20 protein-coding genes are annotated in these 24,808 nt (G+C 73.2%); 8 read left to right on the top strand and 12 right to left on the bottom strand.

The window, feature by feature from the left end:
* Window positions 1-66 precede the first annotated feature (66 nt).
* Window positions 67-942, bottom strand: a complete 876-nt coding sequence (locus E8D34_RS05250) for a DICT sensory domain-containing protein (RefSeq protein WP_136593550.1) — start codon at window positions 940-942, stop codon at window positions 67-69.
* Between the two features lie 88 nt (window positions 943-1,030).
* Between E8D34_RS05250 and E8D34_RS05245 the strand changes: the two genes are divergently transcribed.
* From E8D34_RS05245 to E8D34_RS05235, 3 genes are all read left to right on the top strand, one after another.
* A complete protein-coding gene (locus E8D34_RS05245) occupies window positions 1,031-1,381 on the top strand; it encodes a hypothetical protein (RefSeq protein WP_136593549.1) in 351 nt (116 codons plus the stop codon).
* Window positions 1,374-3,596, top strand: coding sequence for an MMPL family transporter (locus E8D34_RS05240; protein ID WP_240771114.1), 2,223 nt, complete (start codon window positions 1,374-1,376; stop codon window positions 3,594-3,596). Before E8D34_RS05245 ends, E8D34_RS05240 begins: the two co-directional genes overlap by 8 nt.
* Window positions 3,597-4,090: 494 nt before the next feature.
* Window positions 4,091-5,215: a Glu/Leu/Phe/Val dehydrogenase dimerization domain-containing protein gene (locus tag E8D34_RS05235; RefSeq protein ID WP_136593548.1), complete on the top strand. Its 1,125-nt coding sequence runs from the start codon at window positions 4,091-4,093 to the stop codon at window positions 5,213-5,215.
* Between the two features lie 105 nt (window positions 5,216-5,320).
* On the opposite strand, the gene E8D34_RS05230 is transcribed toward E8D34_RS05235, so the two are convergent.
* From E8D34_RS05230 to purL, 9 genes are all read right to left on the bottom strand, one after another.
* Entirely contained in the window at window positions 5,321-5,512 is a 192-nt protein-coding gene (locus E8D34_RS05230; protein ID WP_136593547.1) for a DUF3073 domain-containing protein, read from the bottom strand.
* A gap of 169 nt (window positions 5,513-5,681) precedes the next feature.
* Window positions 5,682-6,776, bottom strand: a complete 1,095-nt coding sequence (gene purM / locus E8D34_RS05225; RefSeq protein WP_136593713.1) for a phosphoribosylformylglycinamidine cyclo-ligase — start codon at window positions 6,774-6,776, stop codon at window positions 5,682-5,684.
* 44 nt (window positions 6,777-6,820) lie between these two features.
* Window positions 6,821-8,281 (bottom strand): amidophosphoribosyltransferase, encoded by a 1,461-nt coding sequence (gene purF, locus E8D34_RS05220; protein ID WP_240771113.1) that lies wholly within the window; start codon window positions 8,279-8,281, stop codon window positions 6,821-6,823.
* A 76-nt stretch (window positions 8,282-8,357) separates the two neighbouring features.
* The gene (locus E8D34_RS05215; RefSeq protein WP_136593545.1) at window positions 8,358-9,704 is read right to left on the bottom strand and encodes a dipeptidase; all 1,347 of its coding nucleotides are present in this window, start codon (window positions 9,702-9,704) and stop codon (window positions 8,358-8,360) included.
* A gap of 85 nt (window positions 9,705-9,789) precedes the next feature.
* A complete protein-coding gene (locus E8D34_RS05210; protein WP_136593544.1) occupies window positions 9,790-10,164 on the bottom strand; it encodes a sterol carrier family protein in 375 nt (124 codons plus the stop codon).
* Between the two features lie 202 nt (window positions 10,165-10,366).
* On the bottom strand, window positions 10,367-11,617 hold the full coding sequence (locus E8D34_RS05205) for an aminotransferase class V-fold PLP-dependent enzyme (protein ID WP_240771112.1): 1,251 nt from the start codon (window positions 11,615-11,617) through the stop codon (window positions 10,367-10,369).
* Window positions 11,614-12,471 carry a hydrolase gene (locus tag E8D34_RS05200; protein ID WP_136593543.1) on the bottom strand — a complete coding sequence of 286 codons (858 nt, stop codon included), beginning with the start codon at window positions 12,469-12,471 and terminating at the stop codon, window positions 11,614-11,616. The genes E8D34_RS05205 and E8D34_RS05200 overlap by 4 nt, the downstream gene beginning before the upstream one ends.
* A gap of 5 nt (window positions 12,472-12,476) precedes the next feature.
* On the bottom strand, window positions 12,477-13,328 hold the full coding sequence (locus E8D34_RS05195) for a tryptophan 2,3-dioxygenase family protein (RefSeq protein ID WP_136593542.1): 852 nt from the start codon (window positions 13,326-13,328) through the stop codon (window positions 12,477-12,479).
* Window positions 13,328-15,658, bottom strand: a complete 2,331-nt coding sequence (gene purL / locus E8D34_RS05190) for a phosphoribosylformylglycinamidine synthase subunit PurL (RefSeq protein ID WP_136593541.1) — start codon at window positions 15,656-15,658, stop codon at window positions 13,328-13,330. Before purL ends, E8D34_RS05195 begins: the two co-directional genes overlap by 1 nt.
* Before the next feature lie 283 nt (window positions 15,659-15,941).
* Here purL and E8D34_RS05185 point away from each other — a divergent pair, with 283 nt between their 5' ends.
* From E8D34_RS05185 to E8D34_RS05175, 3 genes are all read left to right on the top strand, one after another.
* Window positions 15,942-17,426, top strand: coding sequence for a glycoside hydrolase domain-containing protein (locus tag E8D34_RS05185; protein WP_136593540.1), 1,485 nt, complete (start codon window positions 15,942-15,944; stop codon window positions 17,424-17,426).
* Between the two features lie 215 nt (window positions 17,427-17,641).
* Window positions 17,642-19,735 (top strand): flagellar biosynthesis protein FlhA, encoded by a 2,094-nt coding sequence (gene flhA, locus E8D34_RS05180; RefSeq protein ID WP_136593539.1) that lies wholly within the window; start codon window positions 17,642-17,644, stop codon window positions 19,733-19,735.
* On the top strand, window positions 19,735-20,127 hold the full coding sequence (locus tag E8D34_RS05175) for a hypothetical protein (protein WP_136593538.1): 393 nt from the start codon (window positions 19,735-19,737) through the stop codon (window positions 20,125-20,127). The genes flhA and E8D34_RS05175 overlap by 1 nt, the downstream gene beginning before the upstream one ends.
* Before the next feature lie 96 nt (window positions 20,128-20,223).
* Here E8D34_RS05175 and katG read toward each other — a convergent pair whose 3' ends face one another.
* Window positions 20,224-22,431, bottom strand: coding sequence for a catalase/peroxidase HPI (gene katG, locus E8D34_RS05170; protein WP_136593537.1), 2,208 nt, complete (start codon window positions 22,429-22,431; stop codon window positions 20,224-20,226).
* 39 nt (window positions 22,432-22,470) lie between these two features.
* Window positions 22,471-22,920, bottom strand: a complete 450-nt coding sequence (locus E8D34_RS05165; protein ID WP_136593536.1) for a Fur family transcriptional regulator — start codon at window positions 22,918-22,920, stop codon at window positions 22,471-22,473.
* A 216-nt stretch (window positions 22,921-23,136) separates the two neighbouring features.
* Between E8D34_RS05165 and E8D34_RS05160 the strand changes: the two genes are divergently transcribed.
* Window positions 23,137-24,267: a cytochrome P450 gene (locus E8D34_RS05160; RefSeq protein ID WP_276606577.1), complete on the top strand. Its 1,131-nt coding sequence runs from the start codon at window positions 23,137-23,139 to the stop codon at window positions 24,265-24,267.
* Window positions 24,264-24,806 carry a TetR/AcrR family transcriptional regulator gene (locus E8D34_RS05155; RefSeq protein ID WP_168929336.1) on the top strand — a complete coding sequence of 181 codons (543 nt, stop codon included), beginning with the start codon at window positions 24,264-24,266 and terminating at the stop codon, window positions 24,804-24,806. Before E8D34_RS05160 ends, E8D34_RS05155 begins: the two co-directional genes overlap by 4 nt.
* The last annotated feature ends 2 nt before the right edge of the window (window positions 24,807-24,808 follow it).

Here is a 24,808-nt window from a genome sequence, read left to right as displayed (position 1 = left end):
CAGGACCGTGTGCCTGAGACCACCCGAGAGAAGGGCCTCAGGCACACGACGTCAACGGGAGCCGGCTCAGCGACCGATCCGGTCGACGTAGCCGACGACCCGGGCGAACAGCGCGGTGGCGGCTGCGGGCTCCGGCGGCGCGGGGTGCGGCCGGTGGACGTCCGCGGGCGCGCCGGCGTACCCGCTCGCGTCGCCCTGCTCGCCCCGCGCGATCTCCCGGCAGACCGCCGCGGCCTCGGCGACGTCGCCGGGATCCAGCGACCAGGCCACCTCGAACTCGCGGTCCCGGTCGGCGACGCCGCGCTGGCCGGGGAGCTCCCAGGCGGTGAGCACCACCGGGAACGCGTCGGCGAGGCAGACGATCGACCACTCACGGCGCAGCGGGGCGCCCGGCGCGAGGGCGATCCGCGCGGGCGAGGCGTCCGGGTCGGGGTCGACGAAGTCCGCGAAGACGGTGGCCGAGGCCGCGGCGAGAGCGAGCTCCTCCCAGCGCCCCCGCGAGGCGTCGAAGAACCGCTCGCGCTGGAACGCGCCGTACAGCTCCGGGGCGTGCGCCTGGGCGCAGAACTCGTCCTCGATCGCCCAGGAGATCGCGGTCAGCGTGGTCTTGCGGAGCCGCTGGGTGGGCAGCGCGGGGTTGCGCCGCCGCAGTCGGGCGTAGATCGACGGCGGCTGCGGGCTGGCGCTGCGGAGGGTCTCCGCGATCGCGGTATCCAGCCGCATGCCGGCGTCACGGTGGCGCAGCACCTCGCGGACGAGCGCGGCGTCGGCCTCGGTGTAGCGGCGGTGTCCGCTGGGCAGCCGCGATGCCTGGGGGAAACCGTGCCGCTGCTCCCACATCCGCAGCGTGGCGACCGCGATCCCGGCCCGGTCGGCGACCTCGCCGATGGAGAGGGACGCCTCTCCCGCTCTGGAGGCGTCCGGGACGGTCTCGGATGTCATGTCCCCAGAATACCTGATTTCGTTTGTTGAGGTTTTTGGTTATTGTCTGTTCAGGTATTTCGGAATGGTCGTTCCCAGGGAGTCCGCGATGAGCCGAGCACCGGCGTCCCCACCGGCGGCGCCCAGCGACGCGCAGCTGCGTGCACTGCTGCGCCGCGCGGCCTCCTGCGACCCCACCGCGGCGAGCCGCTTCTATGACGCCACGGCGGCCGACGCCTGGCGACTCGCACTGGCCGTCACCGGCTCGGAGCGCGCGGCGACCGAGGCGATGGTCGATGCCTACACATCCGTGTGGGCCGGCGCTCCGAACTACTTAGCGGGCGGGGCCGGTCCCAGGCCCCGCCCGCGCACCTGGCTGCTCGCCCAGGTGCGGTCGAGCGCACGATCGACGACCGGGACGATCGACCAGATGATGAACGAGGAGGACGACCGTGGCTGACCACGGCAGCGTGGCCACCATCCGGCGGGGGGACGACCCGCGACCGATGTCCGAGGACCCTGCGGCCCCGGCGCCGTCCCCCGGCCCGCCCGCGGGACGGTCGGAGGAGCCGCACGCCTCGGGGCTGGCCGCGTGGCTGACCTCCCGCCGCTGGGCCTGGCTGGTGGCACTGGTGCCGATGCTCGTCGCGGTCGCCGCGCTCGGAACCATCGGCGAGGCCGAGCGCACCCCGTCCCCCACCGACACGATGCCGCGCGACCTGGACAGCACGCTCGGCACGGAGCTCCGTGCGCAGCTGCCCACGCCCGACACCTCGACGGCGGTCGTGGTGTTCTCGACCGCCGACGGCGCCCCCGGGATCGGCGCCCGCGTCCCCGACCTCACACCGGTCGCCCGCGAAGCAGGCGCGGTGCCGGCCGGCCCCAGCCAGGGTGGCGGCCAGACCTCGACGCTGCTGGTCGCCGAGGACGACACGGCGGCGATCGCCGTCGTACCGGTCGAGGGCGGCTCCTCCACCGAGGTCGCCGACCGCGTCACCGAGCTGCGCGCACAGGTCCAGGCGGATCTCCCGGCGGGCATCGAGGCCCAGGTGACCGGCCCGGCGGCGGTCCAGGCCGACCTGACCGAGGTCTTCGCCGGCGCCGACGTGCGCCTGCTCATCGCCACCGCCACCGTGGTGGCGCTCCTGCTGGTGATCACCTACCGGTCCCCCGTGCTGTGGGTGATCCCGCTGCTGGTGGTCGGCATCGCCGACCGGGTCGCCGCCGTCGCGGCCACGCAGACGCTGGCCGGCCTCGACATGGCCTGGGACGAGTCGACCGTCGGCATCCTGTCGGTGCTCGTCTTCGGCGCCGGCACCGACTACGCGCTGCTGCTGATCTCCCGCTACCGCGAGGAGCTGCGGCGCGTGGAGTCACGGCACGTCGCGATGGCGCACGCCCTGCGTCGTACGGCGGAGGCGGTCCTCTCCAGCAGCGTCACCGTCGTCGCCGGCGTGCTCACCCTGGCGCTCTCGCTCACCCCGACCACCCGTGGCCTGGGCGTCGCCTGCGCCGTCGGGATCGTGGTGGCCGCCTTCGCGGCCCTGGTCGTGCTGCCCGCGGCGCTGGTGCTGTTCGGGCGGTGGGTCTTCTGGCCGCGCGTCCCGCGCTTCGACCCCTCCACGGGTGAGGCGGGCAGCACGACCGAGCGGCGGACCCTGTGGCACCGGCTCGGCGCGATCGTCGCCCGCCGCCCCGGCGCCTTCGCTCTCGGCGCCCTGGCGCTGGTCGCGGCCATGGCCGTCAACGTGGCGAACATCCAGACCGGCCTCGACACCGCGGACCAGTTCCTCGACAAGCCCGAGGCGATCTCCGGCTCCGAGCGGATCGCCGACTCCTTCCCCGCCGGCGTCGCCTCCCCCACGCAGGTGGTCTCGACCGCACCGGCCGGCCAGGTGATGGCCGCGATCGACGAGGTGGACGCCGTCTCCTCGGCGCGGGTCACCGCGGAGGGCGGCGGGGTCACCGAGATCTCGGTGGTGCTCGACACCGCCGCGGGCTCCGACGCCGCGTCCGAGGCGATCCGAGACCTCCGCGCGGCACTCGCCGATCTCCCGGAGAGCCACGTGACCGGGCAGGAGGCGGAGGCGCTCGACGAGTCCGAGGCGGCGGCCCGGGACCGCCTGCTGATCTTCCCGCTGATCCTCGGCCTCGTCCTGCTGGCGCTCGGCGCCCTGCTCCGCTCGCTGCTCGCGCCGGTGCTGCTGGTGGCGACGGTCGTCGCGACGTACGCCGCCAGCCTGGGCGCGTCCTGGTGGATCTTCACCCAGGTCTTCGGCTTCGGCGCGCTCGACTCGGGCGCCCCGCTGCTGTCGTTCCTGTTCCTGGTCGCCCTCGGCGTGGACTACAACATCTTCCTGCTCGCCCGCGCCTCCGAGGGCCTGGCGACGGAGGGACCGCGTCGCGCGATGCTGACGGCCCTGGCCGCCACGGGCGGGGTGATCACCAGCGCCGGCGTGCTGCTCGCCGCGGTGTTCCTGGTGCTCGGCGTGCTGCCGCTCGTGGTGCTGGCCCAGCTCGGCGTGATCGTGTGCATCGGCGTGCTGCTGGACACCCTCGTGGTCCGCACCGTGCTGGTCCCGGCGCTGGCCCTGCTGCTGGGCGAGCGGTTCTGGTGGCCGCGGCCGGTGGGCGGGACCGCGGCGGCGCACGGAGGTCAGTTGAACGGCTGGTAAAGGTTGCCTGAATCCTCTGCACGGCAGTCGTTCCAGAAGGCATAGTCATGGGTGTCCGCAGGGTGCCCGAGACGCCTTGGACCTCGACGCCCGCGACACCACCCCACAGTGTCGCGGGCGTCGCACGTTCCGGGCACGGTGGTGGTTTCGAGGCTCGCTTCGCTCGCACCTCAACCACCGGGGCCGCTCGCTTCGCTCGCACCTCAACCACCGGGGCCGCTCGCCCTGCTCGCACCTCAACCACCGAGGCCGCTCGCCCTGCCACACCTCAACCACCGCGGACGCTCGCCCTGCTCGCACCAACCGCCGAGGCCGCTCGCCCTGCTCGCACCTCAACCACCGGGGCCGCTCGCCCTGCTCGCACCTCGACCACCGACACGGTGGTGATGCCGAGCGAGCGCCGGCACCTCACTACAGTGGAGTGTGATCCGCACCACCCTCGCGGGTCGCCCACCGCCACACCACCCTCGTGGCCTCAGGAAAGCGACACCACCATGTCTACGAGCACGCCTCCACCCGCCGCCGACTCCGCCGACCCGGCCTCCATCCTCGACCACGGCGTCGAGCACGAGCAGGTCGTCTTCGCCCAGGACCCCGCGAGCGGCCTGCGCGCGATCATCGCGATCCACTCCACCGCACTCGGCCCCGCGCTCGGCGGCACCCGCTTCTACCCCTACGCCACCACCGCCGACGCGGTGCGCGACGTGCTCGCGCTGTCCCGCGGCATGACCTACAAGGCCGCGGTCGCCGGGCTCGACCTCGGCGGCGGCAAGGCCGTCATCATCGGCGACCCGACCGCCCTGAAGGGCGAGGCGCTGCTGCGGGCCTACGGACGCTTCGTGGAGTCTCTCGGAGGGCGCTACGTGACAGCCTGCGACGTCGGCACCTTCAGCGAGGACATGGACCTGATCGGCCGGGAGAGCAGCCACGTCACCGGGCGCACCGTCGCCAACGGCGGCGCCGGCGACTCCTCGGTGCTGACGGCGTACGGCGTCTTCCGGGGGCTGCAGGCCTCCGCGGAGCACCTGTGGGGCGACACGGACCCGGCGGACGTGCTGGCCGGGCGCCGGGTCGGCGTGGCGGGGGTCGGCAAGGTCGGCCGCCACCTGGTCGGCCACCTGCTCGAGGCGGGCGCCGAGGTCATCGTCACCGACGTCTCGGAGCGCGCCGTGGCCAGGGTCCGCGACGAGCACCCCTCGGTGCGGGTCGTGGCGTCGACGGCCGAGCTGGTCGCCGCGCCGCTCGACGTCTACGCGCCGTGCGCGCTCGGCGGCGCACTGACCGCCGACGTGATCGAGGTCCTTCAGGCACGGATCGTCTGCGGTGCCGCCAACAACCAGCTCGCCCACCCCGGGGTCGACAAGCTGGTCGACGAGGCTGGCCTCGTCTACGCACCCGACTTCGTCGTCAACGCCGGCGGCCTGATCCAGGTCGCCGACCAGCTGGTCGGCTTCGACTTCGAGCGCGCCCGTGCCCGGGCCGCCACCATCTACGAGACGACCCGTACCGTGCTGGAGCGCGCCGCCTCCGACGCCGTGCCGACCGCCGTCGCGGCGGATCGGATGGCCGAGCAGCGGATCCGCGAGGTCGGTCGACTTCGCGGGATCTGGCTCGGCTGAGGCCCGGCGGCGCCGGTACGCCGCCACGCGTCCGTCACCGGCGCTGCGGGGTCACCCCCGCGGCGCCCGTGACGGCGCCGATCAGCGTGCGGTCAGTCGCGGCGGTCAGTCGCGGCGGTCGACGTAGTCCGACCAGTCGTCGACGTCGTCGACGTCGTCGACTTGATCGACGCGGTCGCTTCCGCCGGGCTCACCGTGCAGCTCGCGGGCGAGTGCCCCGAAGTCTGTCTCGTGAGTACGGTACTTCAGGTCGCGTGCGACCTTCGTCTGCTTGGCTTTCGCTCGGCCGCGGCCCATAGGGTCCAGCCCCCTCGCACACTTGGCCGGGAACCACCCAGGGTCCCGGACTGCTGATTCAGAGTCTCGTGGGGGCAACGGTACCTGCTCCCCGTCTGTTCCCGCACGCCGGGGCACGCATTGGTACCTCTGTTATGAGATGGACCTCATCCGGCGCCCGGGTCGAGACTCACCAGCCGGGGTGCTGCCCCACCAGCTCCACGGTGCCCGCCTGCTCCGGGTCGACGTCGACCTGACCGGCGACCCACGCCTCGATGCCGTGCTCGCCCAGCCGGGCGATCGCGTCGTCCACCGAGTCCGGGGCGGTCAGCGCGACCATGCCGACGCCGCAGTTCAGCGTCGCCTCCAGGTCCGGCTGGGAGACGTTGCCGACCTTGCGCACCGCGTCGAAGATCGGCGCCGGGGTCCAGGTGGACCGGTCCAGCGTCGCCTTGAGCTCGACGGGCATCACGCGGGCCAGGTTGGCGGCCAGGCCGCCGCCGGTGATGTGGGCCATCGCGTGGGTCTCGGTGTTCCGGGCGATGTCGAGGCAGGGCTTGGTGTAGATCCGGGTCGGCACCAGCAGCTCCTCGCCGAGGGTGCGGCCGAACTCCTCGACGTACCGGTCGACGGTCCAGCCGGCCTCGGTGAAGAAGACGTGGCGGGCCAGGGAGTAGCCGTTGGAGTGCAGGCCGCTGGCGGCCATCGCGATCACCACGTCACCGGGGCGCACCCGGCCGGGGCCGAGCAGGTCGTCGGCCTCGACCACGCCGGTGGTGGCGCCGGCGATGTCGTACTCGTCGGGTCCGAGGAGGCCCGGGTGCTCGGCGGTCTCGCCGCCGACCAGCGCACAGCCGGCCTCGACGCAGGCCTCCGCGATGCCCTTGACGATCGCCGCGATCCGCTCGGGGACGACCCGGCCGGTGGCGATGTAGTCGGTCATGAACAGCGGCTCGGCGCCGCACACGACGAGGTCGTCGACGACCATGCCGACCAGGTCGAAGCCGATCGTGTCGTGCTTGTCCATCATCTGCGCGACCGCGACCTTGGTGCCGGCACCGTCGGTGGACGTGGCCAGCAGCGGTCGCTTGTACTTCGTCAGCGCGGAGGCGTCGAACAGGCCGGCGAATCCGCCCAGGCCGCCCAGCATCTCGGGACGGCGGGCCTTCTCCACCCAGGTCTTCATCAGGTCCACGGCACGGTCGGCGGCGGCGATGTCCACCCCGGCACGGGCGTAGGCGCCCGGCTCGGTCGCGTCGTCCTGGGGCTGGGTCGGCTCGGCCACGGTCGGCTCCTCGTTCACGGTGTCGGTGACGGTGACCGGATCGGTCACGGGTTGTTCAGGACGGGCAGGGCCTCGTCGCGGCTCGACGCGGCGAGGGTCGCCTCGAGCAGGTGCTTGCCGAGCTTGCTCTCGTCGGGCAGCTCGATCGGGTACTCGCCGGTGAAGCAGGCGGTGCAGAGCGAGGTGGCCGGCTGGGCGGTCGCCTCGACCATGCCCTCCAGCGAGATGTACCCGAGGCTGTCGGCGCCGACGCTGGCGGCGATCTCGTCGACGTCCAGGCCGTTGGCGATCAGCTCGGCGCGGGTCGCGAAGTCGATGCCGTAGAAGCACGGCCACTTCACCGGCGGGGAGGAGATCCGGACGTGGACCTCGGTCGCGCCGGCCTCGCGCAGCATCCGGATCTGGGCGCGCTGGGTGTTGCCGCGGACGATCGAGTCGTCGACGACCACGATCCGCTTGCCCCGGATCATGTGCTCCAACGCGTTGAGCTTCAGCCGGATGCCGAGCTGGCGCAGGGTCTGGCTGGGCTGGATGAAGGTGCGGCCGACGTAGGCGTTCTTGACGAACCCCTGGCCGAACGGGATGCCGCTCTCCAGCGCGTAGCCGGAGGCGGCGGGGGTGCCCGACTCGGGCACCGGGATCACCAGGTCGGCCTCGACCGGGAACTCCTTCGCCAGCCGGCGACCCATCTCGACCCGGGCCTCGTGGACGCTGCGGCCGGCGACGGTGGCGTCGGGGCGGGCCAGGTAGACGTACTCGAACACGCAGCCCTTGCGGCGCGGCTCGGCGAACTTGTGGGAGCGCAGGCCCTCCTCGTCGATGACCAGCAGCTCGCCGGGCTCGACCTCGCGAACGACACTGGCGCCGATCGTGGCGAGCGCGGCGTCCTCGCTGGCGACGACCCAGCCGCGGTCGAGGCGGCCCAGCACCAGCGGTCGGATGCCCTCGGGGTCGCGCGCGGCGTACAGCGTGTCCTCGTTGATCCACACGAACGAGAACGCGCCCTCGACCTGGGGCAGCAGCTCCAGCGCACGCTGCTCGAGCGAGACGTCGGGGTGGTGCGCCAACAGCGCCGTGACCAGGCTGGTGTCGTTGGTCGACGCCTCCAGGTTCACGCTGTGGATGTCGAGCTCGTCCTCGTCGCTCGGCAGGTCGGCGACCATCTGGGCGAGCTCGTGGGTGTTGACCAGGTTGCCGTTGTGACCGAGCGCGATCGAGCCGTGACCGGTGGGCCGGAAGGTCGGCTGCGCGTTCTGCCAGGTGCTGGCGCCGGTGGTCGAGTACCGGCAGTGGCCGACCGCGAGGTGGCCCTGGAAGGACTCCAGGGTGTTCTCGTCGAAGACCTGGGAGACCAGCCCCATGTCCTTGTAGACGAGGATCTGCCGCCCGTTGCTCACCGAGATGCCGGCTGACTCCTGCCCTCGGTGCTGCAGGGCGTAGAGGCCGAAATAGGTCAGCTTGGCGACGTCCTCACCGGGAGCCCAGACGCCGAACACTCCGCACACGTGCGTCAGCCTACCGGTCGGTCGCCCGCCAGCCCGATTCGCGGGTGGCGGGCGACCGGAACGCCGTGCGGGGGCGTCAGGCGCCCAGGTTGCGCAGCATCAGCGCCTCGGCGAGCAGCACCTTCTCGAACTCCGCCAGGTGCAGGCCCTCGTTGGCGCCGTGGGCCCGCGTGTCGGGGTCCTCCACGCCGGTGACCAGCACCGACGCGGCCGGGAAGGTCTCGAGGAACTCGGCGATGAACGGGATGGAGCCGCCCACGCCCATGTCGACCGGGGCGGTGCCGTCCCAGGCCTCGGTGAACGCGGCCCGCGCGGCGTCGTACGCCGGACCGGTGGCGTCGATCGCGATCGGCTCGCCGGTGTCGCAGACCGTCGTGGTCAGCTGCGCGCCCCAGGGGGTGTGCTTCTCCAGGTGCGCCTGGAGGCAGGCCACCGCGTTCTCGGCGGTGTCGCCCGGCGCGAGGCGCACCGTGATCTTGGCGCGGGCCGCCGGGGTGAGGGTGTTGGAGGCGCCGTCCACCTTGGGAGCGTCGATGCCGGTGACGGTCACCGCGGGCTGGGTCCACAGCCGCTCGACGACCGAGCCGGTGCCGACCCACTCCAGGCCCTCGATGGCGCCGGACTCGGCCCGCAGCCGCTCCTCGGGGTACTCCACGTCGGCGGCGGGGCCGCTGTGCAGGCCCTCGATCGCGCAGCCGCCCTCGGGGGTCCACAGGCTGTCCAGGACGCGGATCAGCGTCATGATCGCGTCCGGCTCCAGGCCGCCCCACATGCCGGAGTGGACGGCGTGGGTCAGGGTGCGCACCTCGACGTCGACCCGGATCATGCCGCGCAGGCTGGTGGTCAGCGCCGGAACGCCGATGTCCCAGTTGCCGGAGTCGGCGATCACGATCGCGTCCGAGCGCAGCTCCTCCTGGAACTGGTGCAGCAGCGCGGGCAGCGTCGCCGAGGCGACCTCCTCCTCGCCCTCGATGAAGAGCCGCACGGTGACCGGCAGGTCGTCACCGAAGGCCCGCAGCGCGGCGAGATGGGTGATGATCCCGGCCTTGTCGTCGGCGGCACCGCGGCCGTAGAGGCGGCCGTCGCGCTCGGTGGGCTCCCACGGCGGGCTGTCCCAGTCGGCGGGGTCGTTCTCGGGCTGCACGTCGTGGTGGGCGTAGAGCAGCACCGTCGGCGCGCCCTCGGGGCCCTTCTTCTCGCCGATCACGGCCGGCGGGGCGCCGTCGAAGGCGCGCACGATCCGGGCGTCGACGCCCTCGGCGGCGAACAGTGCCTGGGTCCGCTCGGCGCTCCGCTCGACCTCGCTGAGGCGGGCCGGGTCCGCGCTGACGGACTGGATCCGGATCAGGTCCTCCAGGTCGCTGCGGAGGCCCGGCATCAGGTCAGCCAGGCGTGCCTTCAGGGTGGCGGTGTCGAGACTCATGGGCTCACGGTAACCGGGCGCGGGAGCGGGTCCCAGAGGCAGGTGGCGGCTGGCGTCGGAGGTCCTCGGGCGACCCCTCGACCGATCAGCCCAGCGGCAGGTACGGCGACAGGTCGGTGCGCTCGCCGCTGGCGATCACGCGGGCGTCGCCGACGGCCTCGTCGAAGGCGATCCGACCGGTGGCCAGGGCGATCCAGGTGGCTGCATCGGTCTCGATCACGGCCGGCGGCGTGCCGCGCGTGTGTCGCACGCCCTCGACCACCTGGACCGCCGCGAACGGCGGCACCCGGACCTCGACCGAGCGACCGGGCGCACGCTCCTCCAGCAACGCCAGGAAGTGCTTGGTGAGCAGCCGGAGGTCGGCGCGGTCGGGGTCCTCGCCGGCCCGCTGCGCGTCGCCCAGGCGGGTGAGCGCGGCGGCGACGTCGGTCGGGGCGGCGGGGCGGAGTCGGGCGGGCATCGGTGTTGATTCTGCCTGGTCGGGGTGGTGCGGGCGGCGTGGGTCCGGCGGCGTGGGTCCGGCGGGTGTGCCCCGGGTGGGTCGTGTGCCTCAGACCCCGGAATGCGGGTGCCTCAGGCACACGAGCCGTGACCGAGCGGCCTCGTGTGCCCCACACCCCGGAATACCGGTGCCTCAGGCACACGACCCACCCCGGGCCGGGTCAGCCCGCGAGCTCCTCGGCGATCGCGGCCAGCCCGACCGCCACCTCGTGGAACGACGTGGACAGCGGCGACAGCCCGACCCGCAGGCCGTGCGGCGGGCGGAAGTCGGGGATCACGCCGCGCTCCCACAGCCGCGCGGTGACGGCCTTGAAGTCGGGGTGGTCGAGGGTGACGTGGCCGCCCCGGACCTCCGGGTCGCGCGGGGTGGCCACGACGACGCCGTACGGCGCCAGGAGCTCCTCGGCGACCTCGACCGCGAACGCAGTCAGTGCCCGCGACTTGGCCCGGACCGCGGCCATGCCGACGCTGTCGATCAGCTCCAGCATGTCGCGCATCGGCGCCATCCCGAGCACCGGCGGGGTGCCGCTGATCATCCGCCGGATGCCGCTGGCGGGCTGGTAGGCCTCCCCCATCGCGAACGGGTCCGCGGCTCCCATCCAGCCCTGGATCGGCTGGCGGAAGGCCGCCTGGTGGCGGCGCGCGACGTAGCCGAAGGCCGGCGCGCCGGGTCCGCCGTTGAGGTACTTGTAGGTGCAGCCGACGGCCAGGTCGACACCGTCGGCGTCGAGGGCCAGCTCGACCGCGCCGGTCGCGTGGCTCAGGTCCCACAGCACCAGCGCACCCGCGTCGTGGGCGGCCGCGGTGATGCCGGGGATGTCGGCGACGTGGCCCGACCGGTAGGCGATCGCGCTGAGCAGCACCAGCGCCGTGCGCTCGGAGACCGCCTCGGCGACCTGCGCCACCGAGACGCCGTCGTCGTGCGGCGCGGAGAGCCAGCGGATGGTCAGGTCGTGCTCGGCGGCCAGGCCCTCGACGATGAACCGGTCGGTCGGGAAGTTGTCGCGGTCGATGACGATCTCGTCCCGACCGGCGTCCGCCTGCGCCCCGAGCGCGGCGCGGGCCAGCTTGTAGAGCATCACCGTGGTGGAGTCCGCGACGATCGTCTGCCCCGGCGCGGCCCCGAGGCAGACCCGGGCGATCGTGTCGCCGAGCTCGGTCGGGGCGTCCATCCAGCCCTCGTCCCAGGCCCGGATCAGCCGGTCGCCCCAGGCGCCGTCGACCAGGTCCACGAGGCGCTCGCGGGTCGCCTTCAACGGCCGGCCCAGCGAGTTGCCGTCGAGGTAGGCGAGCACTCCCTCGGTCGTCACGAAGGCGTCGCGGTGCGCGGCCAGCGGGTCCTCGGCGTCGAGGATCGCGGCGCGCGCCGCGATCGACTCCGGCACCGCGGGCGGGATCGGCGCCGCGGTCACGGCGTCTCCTGCTCGACCCGGACGGACGTCTGCAACCACTTCACCAGCTCCTCGGCATCGCGGGGCCGCGGCCCCGGCGCGGCCAGGCGGGGGCCGCTCCCGTTCTCCGGTGCCAGCACCGCGGCCAGCAGGTCCTCCCCGGTCAGCCCGGCCTCGCCGAGCGCGAGGATCTCCTCGGGCACCAGGCCGGCCGGCGTCGGGCCGTTGCCGAGGTCCGTGCCGTGGACGACCCGGCCGCCCGCGGCCCGGAACCTCCGGATGTTCTCGATCGCGACCGCCCGCTCCTCGGGGCCGTGGATCGCCAGCGTGGAGATCCAGGTCATCCCCCGGCGCCCGGCATCGGCCAGCACGTCGTCGGGGACCCGCTCGGTCCACGGGGCGTGCGCCAGGGCGTCGGCGCCGGCGGCCACCGCGCGGGCCACCTGGCCGGGGCCCTCGGCGTGCACCACCGCGGTCAGCCCGGTCTCGTGCGCAGCGCGGACCAGCCAGTACAGCTCCTCGTCGCCCAGCAGCGGCATGCCGGCATGCAGGGCGATCTTGATCCGGCTCGCGCCCCGCTCGGCCGCGATGGAGACCGCGGCCCGGGCGTCACCGTCGTCCACCACCGGGCGGACCGCCTCGACGGGCGCCCAGGAGCGACCCGACGGGTAGCCGCCGACGGCGGTGTGGAACGGGCCGGCGTACCGGACCCGGACGCCGGCCGGCGGGTCGGCCGCCCACGCGGCGACCTCGGCGATCACCCAGCCGAGGTCGTGCACCTCCACGACGGGCGAGTCCGCGAACAGCGCGCGATCGACGAGCCCGAGGTGGACGTGGTGGTCGACCACGCCCGGGAGCACGGTCAGGTGGCGCATGGCGCTCAGCCGAGCTCGGTGCGGACCGAGATCAGCTCGGGGAAGAACGTCAGGTCCAGCGCCCGCTTGAGGAAGCCGACGCCCGAGGAGCCCCCGGTGCCGGTCTTGAACCCGATAGTCCGCTGCACCGTGCGCAGGTGCCGGAAGCGCCAGAACTGGAAGGCGTCCTCGATGTCGACGAGGTCCTCGCAGGTCTCGTAGAGGTCCCAGTGCGCCTCGGTGTCGGTGTAGATGGCGCGGAACACCTCGACCAGCTCGGGCACCTCGACCCACGGCTCCCGCACGTCGCGCTCGAGCACCGCCGCCGGCACCGGCAGGCCGCGGCGGGCGACCAGGCGCAGGAAGGCGTCGTAGACGGTCGGCTGCTCGAAGACCTCGCTCAGCATCGCGTGCGCCGGCGGGTCGGACTCGAAGACCTTGAGCATCGCCGCGTGCTTGTTGCCGAGCAGGAACTCGATCGCCCGGTACTGCACCGACTGGAACCCCGAGGACGGGCCGAGCACGTCGCGGAACTCGGCGTACTCGGTCGGGGTGAGCGTGGCCAGCACCGACCACTGCTCGGTGATCGTCTTCAGGATGTGCTTGACCCGGGCCAGGCTCTTCAGCGCCGGCGCCAGGTCGTCGGCGTCCAGGAAGACCCGGGCGCCCCGCAGCTCGTGGATCATCAGCTTGAGCCACAGCTCGGTGGTCTGGTGCTGGATGATGAAGAGCAGCTCGTCGTGGTGCGCCGGGTCGCTCAGCGGGTGCTGGGCCGACAGCAGCCGGTCCAGGTCGAGGTACCCGCCGTAGGTCAGGCGCGAGGCGAGATCGGTGTGCACGCCCTCCTCGAGCGGCCGGACCCCTCCCTCGATGCCCATCAGCCCAGCGCCGCCGGCAGGGTGGCGGTCCAGGCCTCGCGCGCCTCGGCGAGCGGGATCTCGAAGCGGCCCTCGACGGCGATCGAGTCGCCGCCGGTGGCGCCGATCTCGGTGACCGGCACGCCGAGCTCGGCGGCCAGCGCGACGACCCGCTCGACGGCGTCGGCCGGCACGGTGACCAGCGCACGGGTGGCGGACTCGGAGAACAGCGCCACGAACGCGTCGCCGTGGACGGCGGTCGGGTCGACCCGGACACCGACGCCGTTGGCCAGGCAGGCCTCGACCAGCGCCTGCGCGAGACCGCCCTCGGCGAGGTCGTGCGCCGAGGTCGCGGTGCCGACCAGGTCGGTGAGCAGCCGGCCGAGCGCGGCCTCCGCGGCCAGGTCGAGCACCGGCGGGCGGCCACCGAGGTGACCGTGCACGACGTGCGCCCACTCCGAGCCCGAGAGCTCCTCGCGGGTGGCGCCGAGCAGCAGCACCGTCTCGTCCGCGGCCTGGAAGCCGGTCGGCGTACGGCGGGTGACGTCCTCGATCACGCCGAGCACCGCGACCACGGGGGTCGGCAGGATCGCGACCTCGCCGGTCTGGTTGTAGAGGCTGACGTTGCCGCCGGTGACCGGCACGCCGAGCTCGAGGCAGGCGTCCTTGAGGCCACGGCAGGCCTCGGCGAACTGCCACATCACGTCGGGGTCCTCGGGCGAGCCGAAGTTGAGGCAGTCGCTGACGGCCAGCGGGGTCGCCCCGCCGGTCGAGACGTTGCGGTAGGACTCCGCCAGCGCCAGCTGCGCTCCGAGGTACGGGTCGAGCTTGGCGAAGCGGCCGTTGCAGTCGGTGGAGACCGAGACGCCGAGGTTGGACTCCTCGTCGACGCGGACCATGCCGCTGTCGGCCGGCTGGGCGAGGACGGTGTTGCCCTGGACGTAGCGGTCGTACTGGTCGGTGATCCAGGACTTGTCGCACAGGTTCGGGCTGGCGGCCAGCTGGAGCACGGTGGAGCGCAGCTCCGCGTCGGTGGTCGGCCGCGGCAGCACCTCCGCGGCGTCGGCCTGCAGCTCGTCCTGCCAGGACGGGCGGGCGAACGGGCGGTGGTAGACCGGGCCGTCGTGGGCCACGGTGCGCGGCGGTACGTCGACGACGACCTCGCCGTGCCAGGTGATCTCGAGGCGGCCGGTGTCGGTGACCTCGCCGATGTCGACGGCCTCGACGTCCCACTTCGCGCAGATCGCGAGGAACGCGTCGACGTCGCCGGGCTCGACGACGGCCATCATCCGCTCCTGGCTCTCGCTCATCAGGATCTCCTCCGGCGCGAGCGTGGAGTCGCGCAGCGGGACCCGGTCCAGCTCGACGCTCATGCCGCCGTCACCGGCCGAGGCGAGCTCGGAGGTGGCGCAGGAGAGGCCGGCGCCGCCGAGGTCCTGGATGCCGGCGACGACGCCGGCCTGGAAGAGCTCGAGGGTGCACTCGATGAGCAGCTTCTCCATGAAGGGGTCGCCGACCTGGACGCTGGGCCGCTTCGCGGGGCCGTCGGCGTCGAAGGTCTCGCTGGCGAGCACGGAGACGCCGCCGATGCCGTCGCCGCCGGTGCGGGCGCCGTACAGCATCACGCGGTTGCCGGTGCCCGACGCCTTGGCGAGGTGCAGGTCCTCGTGCTTGAGGACGCCGACGCAGAGCGCGTTGACCAGCGGGTTGCCCGCGTAGGTGGGGTCGAAGACGGCCTCGCCGCCGATGTTGGGCAGGCCCAGACAGTTGCCGTAGCCGCCGACGCCGGCGACGATCCCGGGCAGGACGCGGTGGGTGTCCTCGGCCTCGAGCGGTCCGAAGCGCAGCGGGTCCATCACCGCGACCGGGCGGGCGCCCATCGCAAGGATGTCGCGGACGATGCCGCCCACGCCCGTGGCCGCGCCCTGGTAGGGCTCGACGTAGGACGGGTGGTTGTGGGACTCGACCTTGAAGGTGACCGCGTAGCCCTGGCCGATGTCGATCACGCCGGCGTTCTCGCCGATGCCGGCGAGCATCGCGCCGACCCGGGTCTCCTGCGGGATCTCGGAGAACTGCTTGAGGTGCACCTTGGAGGACTTGTAGGAGCAGTGCTCGCTCCACATCACCGAGTACATCGCCAGCTCGGAGGAGGTGGGCCGACGGCCCAGGATCTCCTTGATCCGGTCGTACTCGTCGGCCTTCAGGCCGAGCTCGGCCCACGGCTGGTCGCGGTCCGGGTCGGACCCGGCGACGGCGACCGTGTCGAGGGTGGGGCGGACGCTGTCGGACGCGGGGTCGGACGCGGGGTCGGACGTGCGGTCGGACGCAAGCTCAGGCGCGAGATCTGCCACGGGGTCAGGCTATCCCGGAGGGGCGGGATCGCCGCAGTCGGTGCGGGCACCGCCCGGTTCCCTCCGGACCGCTCGGGTCGGCGGCGGCGACGGGCGGCCCGGCCGGGGCGGACCAGGGGCTCGACGTCCGGCAGCCGCTCCCCCGCGGAGCGAGCCGGATGCGCACCGGAACCGGTGGCCGAACTACAGAACTGTAGTTATTGCGCTTCGTGTTACTGGTGGGACGAACGTGGTTATTGTTGCTGCTTCTGACGGAACGACGACCTTCCCCTGGAGCTCCGCCATGCCTCACCGCACCGCCCTGACCGACGCGCGCCCGGACCCCGATCGACCGGCCCCCGAGCGCCCCCGCCGGAGGCGCCGTACGGCGGGCCGCATCGCCGCGGCCGGCGTGGTCGCCGCGCTCGCACTGGGCGCGCTGGCCGGCCATCAGGCCGCCCCGGCCGCGCCGTCCACCCCGGCGGCGGGCGACGCCGCCGACCTCAGCCTCGCCGCCGCCGGCACCAACCCGGTCACCCCCGGTGACTTCACCGGCTACGGGTTCGACCAGTGCCTGGCACCGACGCAGAAGGCGATGGACGCCTGGCTGCGCAGCTCGCCGTTCCTGGCGGTCGGCATCTACATCTCCGGCAACTCCCGCGCCTGCCGCAGCCAGCCGAACCTGACGCCCACCTGGATCAGCACCCAGCTGCGCAAGGGGTGGCGCCTGCTGCCGATCACGCTCGGCCCCCAGGCCTCCTGCGCGACCCGGTTCCCGCGGTACAACGACGACCCGACCATCAACCCCCAGCCCGGCACCGGCAACCGCTACCTCAAGGCGCGCCGGATGGCACGCGCGGAGGCGGAGAAGGCGGTCGCCGAGGCCGGCCGCCTGGGCATCGTGCCCGGCAGCACGCTCTGGTACGACCTCGAGGGCTTCGACGTCAGCAACACCCGGTGCCGCGAGTCCGCGCTGTGGTTCCTGCACGGATGGACCACCCGCGTCCGCCAGCTCGGCTACGTCTCCGGGGTCTACTCCAGCGCCAGCTCGGGGATCAAGATGCTCGACGACGCGCGCGTCAACCGGCCGGGCATGTTCCGGCTGCCCGACCAGATCTGGATCGCCCGCTGGGACGGCGTCGCCAACACCTCCTCGACCAGCCCCGCCTCGGCCGTGATCCGCGAGGACGGCTGGCGGCCGGGCGGCCGGATGAAGCAGTACCAGGGCGGGCACAACGAGACCTGGGGCGGCGTCACCATCAACATCGACCGCAACTACCTCGAGCTCGGCAACGGCGGGGTCGCGCCCGCCGAGAGCCACTGCGGCGGCGTCCGGGTCAACTTCCGCAACTACCCCGCGATCGCCCCGGCCGCCACGCTCTCGAAGGCGAAGACGCGGCGCGTCAAGGCCCTGCAGTGCCTGCTGCGCGAGGCCGGCCGGTACGACGGCGAGGCCGACGGTCGCTACGACAGCGCCACCGAGGAGGCCGTCCGCCGCTGGCAGTCCGCCGGCGGGCGCCCGGCCACCGGCGCGATGGCACGCGCCGACTGGATGCGGCTGCACACCATCGGGGCGCGCCCGGTGCTCAAGATCGGGTCGACCGGCCCGACGGTCCGTCGCCTCCAGCGCGCGCTCAACGCCGCCCGGGTGAAGCCGCGGGTCCCCGTCGACGGCGTCTTCGACACCGAGACCGCCCGGGCGGTGCGCACCTACCAGGCGTCGGCCGACGCCGGCACCACCGGCATCGTCGAGGGCAAGACCTGGCGCCGCCTGCGCGCCGGTCGTTGACCGCCGTACCGCACCGGACCGGCGCCGCCCGTCCCACCGTCCGCGCCGCGGGCACCGGGGCGGGCGGCGCTCGTCCGGGCACCGAAGTCCTCAACTGGCGGCCCGTGCTGCCGATCACCAGACCACGACGCCAGGACGGCGCCGCCCCTCCAGTGCCACGGACGGCGCTCCGCACGCACCGCGTCTCGGCCGGTGCGCACCGAGAGGCCGGATGAGTGCCCGTCAAGTCCCTGCAGAAGCTCGCCATCCCGGTGGGCATCGTGATGATCATCGTGATGCTGGTCGTCCCGCTGCCCGCGGTGGTCCTCGACCTGCTGATCGCGCTGAACATCACCGGCGCGCTGATGGTGCTGATGGTCGCCATGTTCATCCACGGCCCGCTGGAGTTCGCCGGGTTCCCCGCCGTGATCCTGGTGATGACCCTCTTCCGCCTGGCGCTCAACATCAGCGCGACCCGGCTGGTGCTGCTCGACGGGTACGCCGGCAAGGTGATCGACACCTTCGGCCACTTCGTGGTCGGCGGGTCGCTGGTCGTCGGCCTGATCGTCTTCGTGATCCTGCTGGTCATCCAGTTCGTGGTGATCACCAACGGTGCCGGCCGCGTCGCCGAGGTCGGCGCCCGGTTCACCCTGGACGCGATGCCGGGCAAGCAGATGGCGATCGACGCCGACCTCAACTCCGGCCTGATCTCCGAGGACGAAGCGCGCCGGCGCCGCGCCGAGGTGCACGCCGAGGCCGACTTCTACGGCGCGATGGACGGTGCCTCCAAGTTCGTCAAGGGCGACGCGATCGCCGCGATCGTGATCACCCTGGTCAACCTGATCGGCGGCTTCGCGATCGGCGTCGCGCAGTACGGGATGCCCTGGGACGAGGCGATCAGCACGTACTCGCTGCTCTCCATCGGCGACGGCCTGGTCTCCCAGATCCCGGCGCTGCTGCTCTCGGTGGCCACCGGCCTGATCGTCACCCGTTCGGTCAGCGACGCCGACATGGGCTCGGACATCGTCCGCCAGATCACCGCGCGCCAGATGCCGCTGCGGGTGGCCGGCTTCGGCGCGCTCGCGCTGTGCCTGATCCCCGGCCTGCCCAAGACCCCCTTCATCATCGTCGGCGGAGCGATGCTGATCGCCTCGACCCGGATCGACGAGTCCGAGCCCGCGACCGCCGCGGCGGCGTCCGAGGAGGCCGCGACCGAGCCGCCGGACTCCCCCGAGCGGCTGGCCGCCGAGATCCGCGTCGACCCGCTGGGCCTGGAGCTGTCGGCCGACCTGATCGACCTCGTCGACGCCCGCACCGGCGGCGACCTCCTGGACCGGGTCAAGGCGCTGCGCCGCAAGATTGCCGGCGAGCTGGGCATCGTCATCCCGCCGGTGCGCACCCGGGACAACCTCGAGCTGCCGCCGCACACCTACGCGATCACGCTCTTCGGTGCTGAGATCGCCCGCGGCGAGGCACCCCGCGGCACCGTGCTGGCGATCGGCGACTTCCTCGCCGCGCTGCCCGGCACCCCGACGCGCGAGCCGGTCTTCGGGCTGGAGGCCAAGTGGATCCCGGCCGAGCTGCGCCACCAGGCGGAGATCGGCGGCGCCACCGTCGTCGACCGCGCCTCCGTGGTCACCACGCACCTGGCCGAGGTCGTCCACCGCCACGCGAGCAGCCTGCTCGGCCGTGAGGACGTGCGCCTGCTGACCGACGTGGTCAAGCGCAGCCACCCGGTGGTGATCGAGGAGCTGACCCCCACCCAGCTCTCGCTCGGCGAGGTGCAGCGGGTGCTGCGCAGCCTGCTGGACGAGGGCGTGCCCATCCGCGACCTGGTCCGGATCTTCGAGGCGCTCTCGGTGCGCGCCGCGACCTCGAAGGACCTGGACGGGCTCGTCGATGCCGCGCGGGCGGCGCTCGACCCGGCGCTGGCGGCGCCGTACGTCGTCGACGGCGTCCTGCACGTGATCAGCCTCGACCCGGTGCTGGAGCAGCAGATGCTCGAGGGCCTGCGCCCCAGCGACCTCGGCGCACAGCTGCTGATCGACCCCGACGTGGCCCAGCAGCTGATGGTCAGCCTGGCCCAGCACCAGGCCGCGGCCGAGGAGCAGAACCTGCGGCCGGTCCTGGTCTGCGCGCCGCAGATCCGCTCGGCCCTGCGCCGGCTGGTGGCGCCGGCCGTCGAGCGGCTGCCGGTCTTCGCCTACACCGAGCTCGGTGCGGCCCAGCAGGTCCGCTCGCTCGGGGTGGTCTCCGGCGCCGCGCCCGGCCCGACCGGCACGTCCGGTCCGGCCGGCCCGGCTAGCGCGATCGCACTGGCGGGCTCCTGATGCGCCGGGCACAGGCTTCCGGCGCCCCGGCGGCACGTCGGCCGGTCCGCGTCCCGGGCCGTGGGCTCGTCGACGGCTGGACGCTGCTCGCGGCCGCCGTCGTCGCCTCCCCCGCCTACTGGCAGCTCGCCCAGGGGATGGTGTCGCTGACCGACGCGCTGACCCGCTACCTGGCGGTCCTGGCCGGATGCTGCGTCGCCTCGCTCGCCATCCGAGGGACCTGGCCGGTGTTGATCGGTCCGGCTGGCTCGTCGGCCAAGGACACCGACGCCCGCGAGACCGCCGAGCTGCTGGGCGCCACCGGACGGCTGGAGTCGTCGGGAGCCGACGACGCGGCGCTGTGGGACGCCGAGGGCGACGTGGCGGACCTGCTGGGCGCGCCGCGGAGCTAGCGGCGTCCGGGGCGGCGAAAAGCCAGACGTCCGGGTCGGCCCCCGCGGGGGCCGACCCGGACGTCGGTGCTGCTCAGCCCAGCTCTGACCGGCGGATCAGCGCAGGTCGAACCGGTCCGCGTCCATGACCTTCACCCAGGCGGCGACGAAGTCGTTGACGAACTTCTCCTTCGCGTCGTCGGAGGCGTAGACCTCGGCCAGCGCCCGCAGCTCCGAGTTCGAGCCGAAGACGAGGTCGTTGCGGGTGCCGGTGAGGGTCTTGCCGGACTCGGTGGTGCCGGTGAAGACGTCCTCGGACTCGTCCACGGCGGTCCAGGTGGTGCCGAGCTCGAGCAGGTTGACGAAGAAGTCGTTCGTCAGCACGCCCGGGGTGTCGGTGAAGACACCGTGGTCGGACCCGTCCCAGTTGGTGCCGAGGACGCGGAGACCGCCGATGAGGACGGTCAGCTCCGGCGCGCTCACGCCCAGCAGGTTGGCGCGGTCGATCAGGGTGAACTCGGCCGGGAACTTGCTGGACTTGGCCAGGTAGTTCCGGAAGCCGTCGGCCTTGGGCTCCAGGTAGCCGAACGACTCGACGTCGGTCTGCTCCTGGGTCGCGTCGCCGCGGCCGGTCGTGGTGGTGACCGTGACGTCGACGCCGGCCGCGGCCGCCGCCTTCTCGACGCCCACCGAGCCACCGACGACGATCGCGTCGGCCAGGGAGACGCCCTGCGCCGCGGCGATCTCGCCGAGGGTGGCCAGGATCGGGGCGAGCTCGGCCGGGCGGTTGATCGCCCACGACCGCTGCGGCTCCAGGGCGATGCGGGCACCGTTGGCGCCGCCGCGCTTGTCGGAGGAGCGGAAGGTCGAGGCCGACGCCCACGCGGTGGACACCAGCTGGGAGACCGTGAGACCGGAGTCGGCGATCGCGGCCTTCAGCGAGGCGACCTGCTCGTCGGTGAGCTCGGTGCCGGCGGGGATCGGGTCCTGCCAGACCAGGTCCTCGGCGGGGACCTCGGCGCCGCGGTAGCGCGCCTTGGGGCCCATGTCGCGGTGGGTCAGCTTGAACCAGGCGCGGGCGAACGCGTCGGTGAACGCGTCCTGGTCGTCCTTGAACTTGCGCGAGATCGCCTCGAACTCCGGGTCCATCCGCAGCGCCAGGTCGGAGGTCAGCATCCGCGGCTCGCGCTTGCCGTCGCCGAACGCCTCGGGCACCAGGTCGGCGCCGCCGTTGTTGACCGGGCGCCACTGGTAGGCGCCGGCCGGCGACTTGAACAGCTCCCACTCGTAGGCGAAGAGGATGTGGAAGAACTCGTTGTCCCAGCGGGTCGGGTGGTAGGTCCAGGTGACCTCCAGGCCCGAGGTGATCGCGTCGATGCCCTTGCCCGAGGCGTGGGTCGAGGCCCAGCCCAGGCCCTGCTGCTCGATCTTGCCGGCCTCGGGCTCGGCGCCGACCAGAGCGGCGTCCCCGGCGCCGTGGGTCTTGCCGAAGGTGTGACCACCGGCGATCAGCGCGACGGTCTCCTCGTGGGTCATGCCCATCCGGGTGAAGGTGTCCTTGATGTCCGCGGCGGACGCCAGCGGGTCGGGGTTGCCCTCCGGACCCTCCGGGTTGACGTAGATCAGGCCCATCTGGACAGCCGCCAGCGGGTCGTCGAGGTCGCGCTCGCCGGTGTAGCGCTGCGCGCCGCCCTCGTCGCCGCCGAGCCACTCGGTCTCGGGACCCCAGTAGATGTCGTCGTCGGCCTCCCAGACATCGGGGCGACCGCCACCGAAGCCGAAGGTCGGGAAGCCCATCTCCTCCAGCGCCACGTTGCCCGCGAGGATCATCAGGTCGGCCCACGACAGCGCGCGCCCGTACTTCTTCTTGACCGGCCACAGCAGGCGGCGGGCCTTGTCCAGGTTGCCGTTGTCCGGCCACGAGTTGAGCGGCGCGAACCGCTGCTGGCCGGTGCCGCCACCACCCCGACCGTCCTGCACGCGGTAGGTGCCCGCGGAGTGCCACGCCATCCGGATGTAGAGGGGGCCGTAGTTGCCGAAGTCGGCCGGCCAGAAGTCCTTGGAGTCGGTCAGCGTGGCCGCGATGTCGGCCTTGACCGCGCTGAGGTCGAGCGCCTCGAAGGCGGCGTTGTAGTCGAAGTCCGCGCCGTAGGGGTCACCCACCTCGGGGTTCTTGGCGAGGATCTTGAGGTTGAGCTTGTTCGGCCACCACTGCTGGTTGGGCGAGCCCTGGCTCGGGTGCGGCAGGGCGTCGTGCATCACGGGGCACTTGCCGGCCGAGGTCTCGTTCAGGTCAGCGAGCTCGGTCTCGTGGTTCTCGGACATGTTTCCTCTCCAGTTGGGCAAAGACGGCGGCGGGAAGACTCAGGGGGCGATGGCGTCGGCCGAGGCGGCCTCGGCAGCGCAGTCGGGGCAGGTGCCCCAGTAGATGACCTCGGCCTCGTCGATCGAGAAGCCTCGGTCGTCGGAGGCGAGCAGGCAGGGCGTATGACCCACGGCGCAGTCCACGTCGGCGATCGTGCCGCAGCCGCGACACACCACGTGGTGGTGGTTGTCGCCGACCCGGCTCTCGTAACGGGCCACCGAGCCGGAGGGCTGGATCCGACGGATCAGCCCGGTCGCGGTCAGCGCTCGGAGCACGTCGTACACGGCCTGGTGGGAGACGTCGGGCAGCCCCTGTCGCACCACGCCGATCACGGTGTCGGTGTCGGCGTGGGCGTGGGCGTGCACGGCGTCCAGGACGGCCAGGCGAGGACGAGTGACCCGGAGCCCGGCACCGCGCAGCATCTGCGGGAAGTCGGGGGGCGTCGTCATGCCCCGAACACTGCCAGCCTTTCTTGAACGAGTCAAGATAACTAAGCCTGTCCTCAGTGTGTCCGAGGGGCGACGGACCTCGTTGACAGAGTCGGCCACGCGACCCATCTTTGAGACATGTCGGCCGATCTGTCTCACACGGGCGCGACGACCGCGCCGCCGGTCCCCGCTGCCTTCGTGCCACGCTCGGGGCCCTCCTGGCGCGACCCCTGGCCGATGTACGCGGCTCTCCGCGAGCACGACCCGGTGCACCACGTCGCGGACGGCGACTACTGGGTGCTCAGCCGCCACGAGCACGTCTTCGCGGCGGCCCGCGACCACGAGACGTTCTCGTCCGCGGCCGGCCTCACGGTGACGTACGGCGAGCTCGAGGCGATCGGGCTGACCGACAACCCGCCCATGGTGATGACCGACCCGCCCGAGCACACCGCGTTCCGGCGGCTCGTCAGCCGCGGTTTCACGCCGCGCCAGGTGGAGTCGGTCGAGCCGGCGATCCGGGCCTTCGTGGTCGACCGGCTCGAACGGCTGCGCGCCGCCGGCGGCGGCGACATCGTCGGCTCGCTGTTCAAGCCGCTGCCGAGCATGCTGGTCGCCCACTACCTCGGCGTGCCGGAGGAGGACCGCGGTCGGTTCGACGCCTGGACCGACGCGATCGTGGCGGCCAACGCCGGGGCGGGCGCCGCCGGTGCCACCACGACCGCGGCCGAGGCCACCGCCGAGATGGCGGGCTACTTCGCCGACCTGGTGGAGCGGCGGCGTACCGAGCCGGAGGATGACGTCGTCTCCCACCTGGTCGCCGCCGGCGAGGGCGACTCCCCCGACGGCCTGCTCCGGATCCTCGCCTTCACCTTCACCATGGTCGCCGGCGGCAACGACACCACCACCGGGCTGCTGGGCGCCGGAGCACAGCTGCTGGCCGATCACCCCGAGCAGCGGGCCAGGGCGCTCGACGACGTGCCCGCGACGGTCGAGGAGCTGCTCCGGCTCACCTCCCCGGTCCAGGGGCTGGCCCGCACCACGACCCGCGACGTCACCGTCCACGGCACCACGATCCCGGCGGGCCGGAAGGTGCTGCTCTGCTACGCCGCCGCGAACCGCGACCCGCGCGCCTTCGGCCCCGACGCCGAGGACCTCGACGTGACTCGGGCGCCGCGGCAGATCCTCACCTTCGCCCACGGCGCCCACCACTGCCTGGGGGCTGCGGCGGCCCGGATGACGGCCCGGGTGGCGCTGAGCGAGCTGCTCACCCGGATGCCGTCGTACACCGTCGATCCGGCGTCGGTGACCTGGGCTCCGGGCCCCTACGTGCGTCGTCCGCTCCGGCTCGACCTGGCGGCCGGCACGTGAGCTGGCTGACCGGCCGCCGCACGGTGGCGGCGACCGACCAGATCCTCGACGCGGCCGCGGCCCTCTTCGCCGCCGAGGGCCTCGACGGCCCGGGGATGGAGGAGCTGGCCCGCGCCGCCGGCTGCTCGCGGGCCACCCTCTACCGCTACTTCCCCACCCGGTCCGCGCTGCTCGCCGCCTTCGCCGAGCGCGAGGCGATCACGATCCTCGACGAGGTCGCGGCGACGTACCGCGCCGACGGCGGGGTGGCGGGCTACGCCGTCGCCTGCCTCACCGCGGTGCGCGCCCGCCCGCACCTGACCGCCTGGTACGCCGCCGACGGCGGCCAGCAGCTGCTGGCGGTGCTGGTCGGGTCGGCGCGGATCCGCTCCTACCTGCGCGGCGCGCTGGGCCGCGGCGAGGACGGCGACCGGGAGCTGCCACAGCTGTTCCTCCGCGTCCTGGTCTCGCTGCTGGTCACGCCCGGCGCCGACACGCACGAGGAGCACGCGCTGCTCGCACGGCTGACGCCGGACACCCAGCCGCGGGCACCGCGGTGAGA

It is taken from the genome of Nocardioides sp. GY 10113, assembly GCF_004919105.1.
Taxonomy (GTDB): Bacteria; Actinomycetota; Actinomycetes; order Propionibacteriales; family Nocardioidaceae; genus Nocardioides.
This window is presented reverse-complemented; position numbering and strand designations above follow the sequence as displayed.

Excerpts from the sequence above, each read along its gene's own strand:
- E8D34_RS05250 (WP_136593550.1), bottom strand. The coding sequence starts at position 942 with ATGACATCCGAGACCGTCCCGGACGCCTCCAGAGCGGGAGAGGCGTCC.
- E8D34_RS05245 (WP_136593549.1), top strand. The coding sequence starts at position 1,031 with ATGAGCCGAGCACCGGCGTCCCCACCGGCGGCGCCCAGCGACGCGCAG.
- E8D34_RS05235 (WP_136593548.1), top strand. The coding sequence starts at position 4,091 with ATGTCTACGAGCACGCCTCCACCCGCCGCCGACTCCGCCGACCCGGCC.
- E8D34_RS05230 (WP_136593547.1), bottom strand. The coding sequence starts at position 5,512 with ATGGGCCGCGGCCGAGCGAAAGCCAAGCAGACGAAGGTCGCACGCGAC.
- E8D34_RS05215 (WP_136593545.1), bottom strand. The coding sequence starts at position 9,704 with ATGAGTCTCGACACCGCCACCCTGAAGGCACGCCTGGCTGACCTGATG.
- E8D34_RS05210 (WP_136593544.1), bottom strand. The coding sequence starts at position 10,164 with ATGCCCGCCCGACTCCGCCCCGCCGCCCCGACCGACGTCGCCGCCGCG.
- E8D34_RS05200 (WP_136593543.1), bottom strand. The coding sequence starts at position 12,471 with ATGCGCCACCTGACCGTGCTCCCGGGCGTGGTCGACCACCACGTCCAC.
- E8D34_RS05195 (WP_136593542.1), bottom strand. The coding sequence starts at position 13,328 with ATGGGCATCGAGGGAGGGGTCCGGCCGCTCGAGGAGGGCGTGCACACC.
- E8D34_RS05185 (WP_136593540.1), top strand. The coding sequence starts at position 15,942 with ATGCCTCACCGCACCGCCCTGACCGACGCGCGCCCGGACCCCGATCGA.
- E8D34_RS05175 (WP_136593538.1), top strand. The coding sequence starts at position 19,735 with ATGCGCCGGGCACAGGCTTCCGGCGCCCCGGCGGCACGTCGGCCGGTC.
- katG (WP_136593537.1), bottom strand. The coding sequence starts at position 22,431 with ATGTCCGAGAACCACGAGACCGAGCTCGCTGACCTGAACGAGACCTCG.
- E8D34_RS05165 (WP_136593536.1), bottom strand. The coding sequence starts at position 22,920 with ATGACGACGCCCCCCGACTTCCCGCAGATGCTGCGCGGTGCCGGGCTC.
- E8D34_RS05160 (WP_276606577.1), top strand. The coding sequence starts at position 23,137 with ATGTACGCGGCTCTCCGCGAGCACGACCCGGTGCACCACGTCGCGGAC.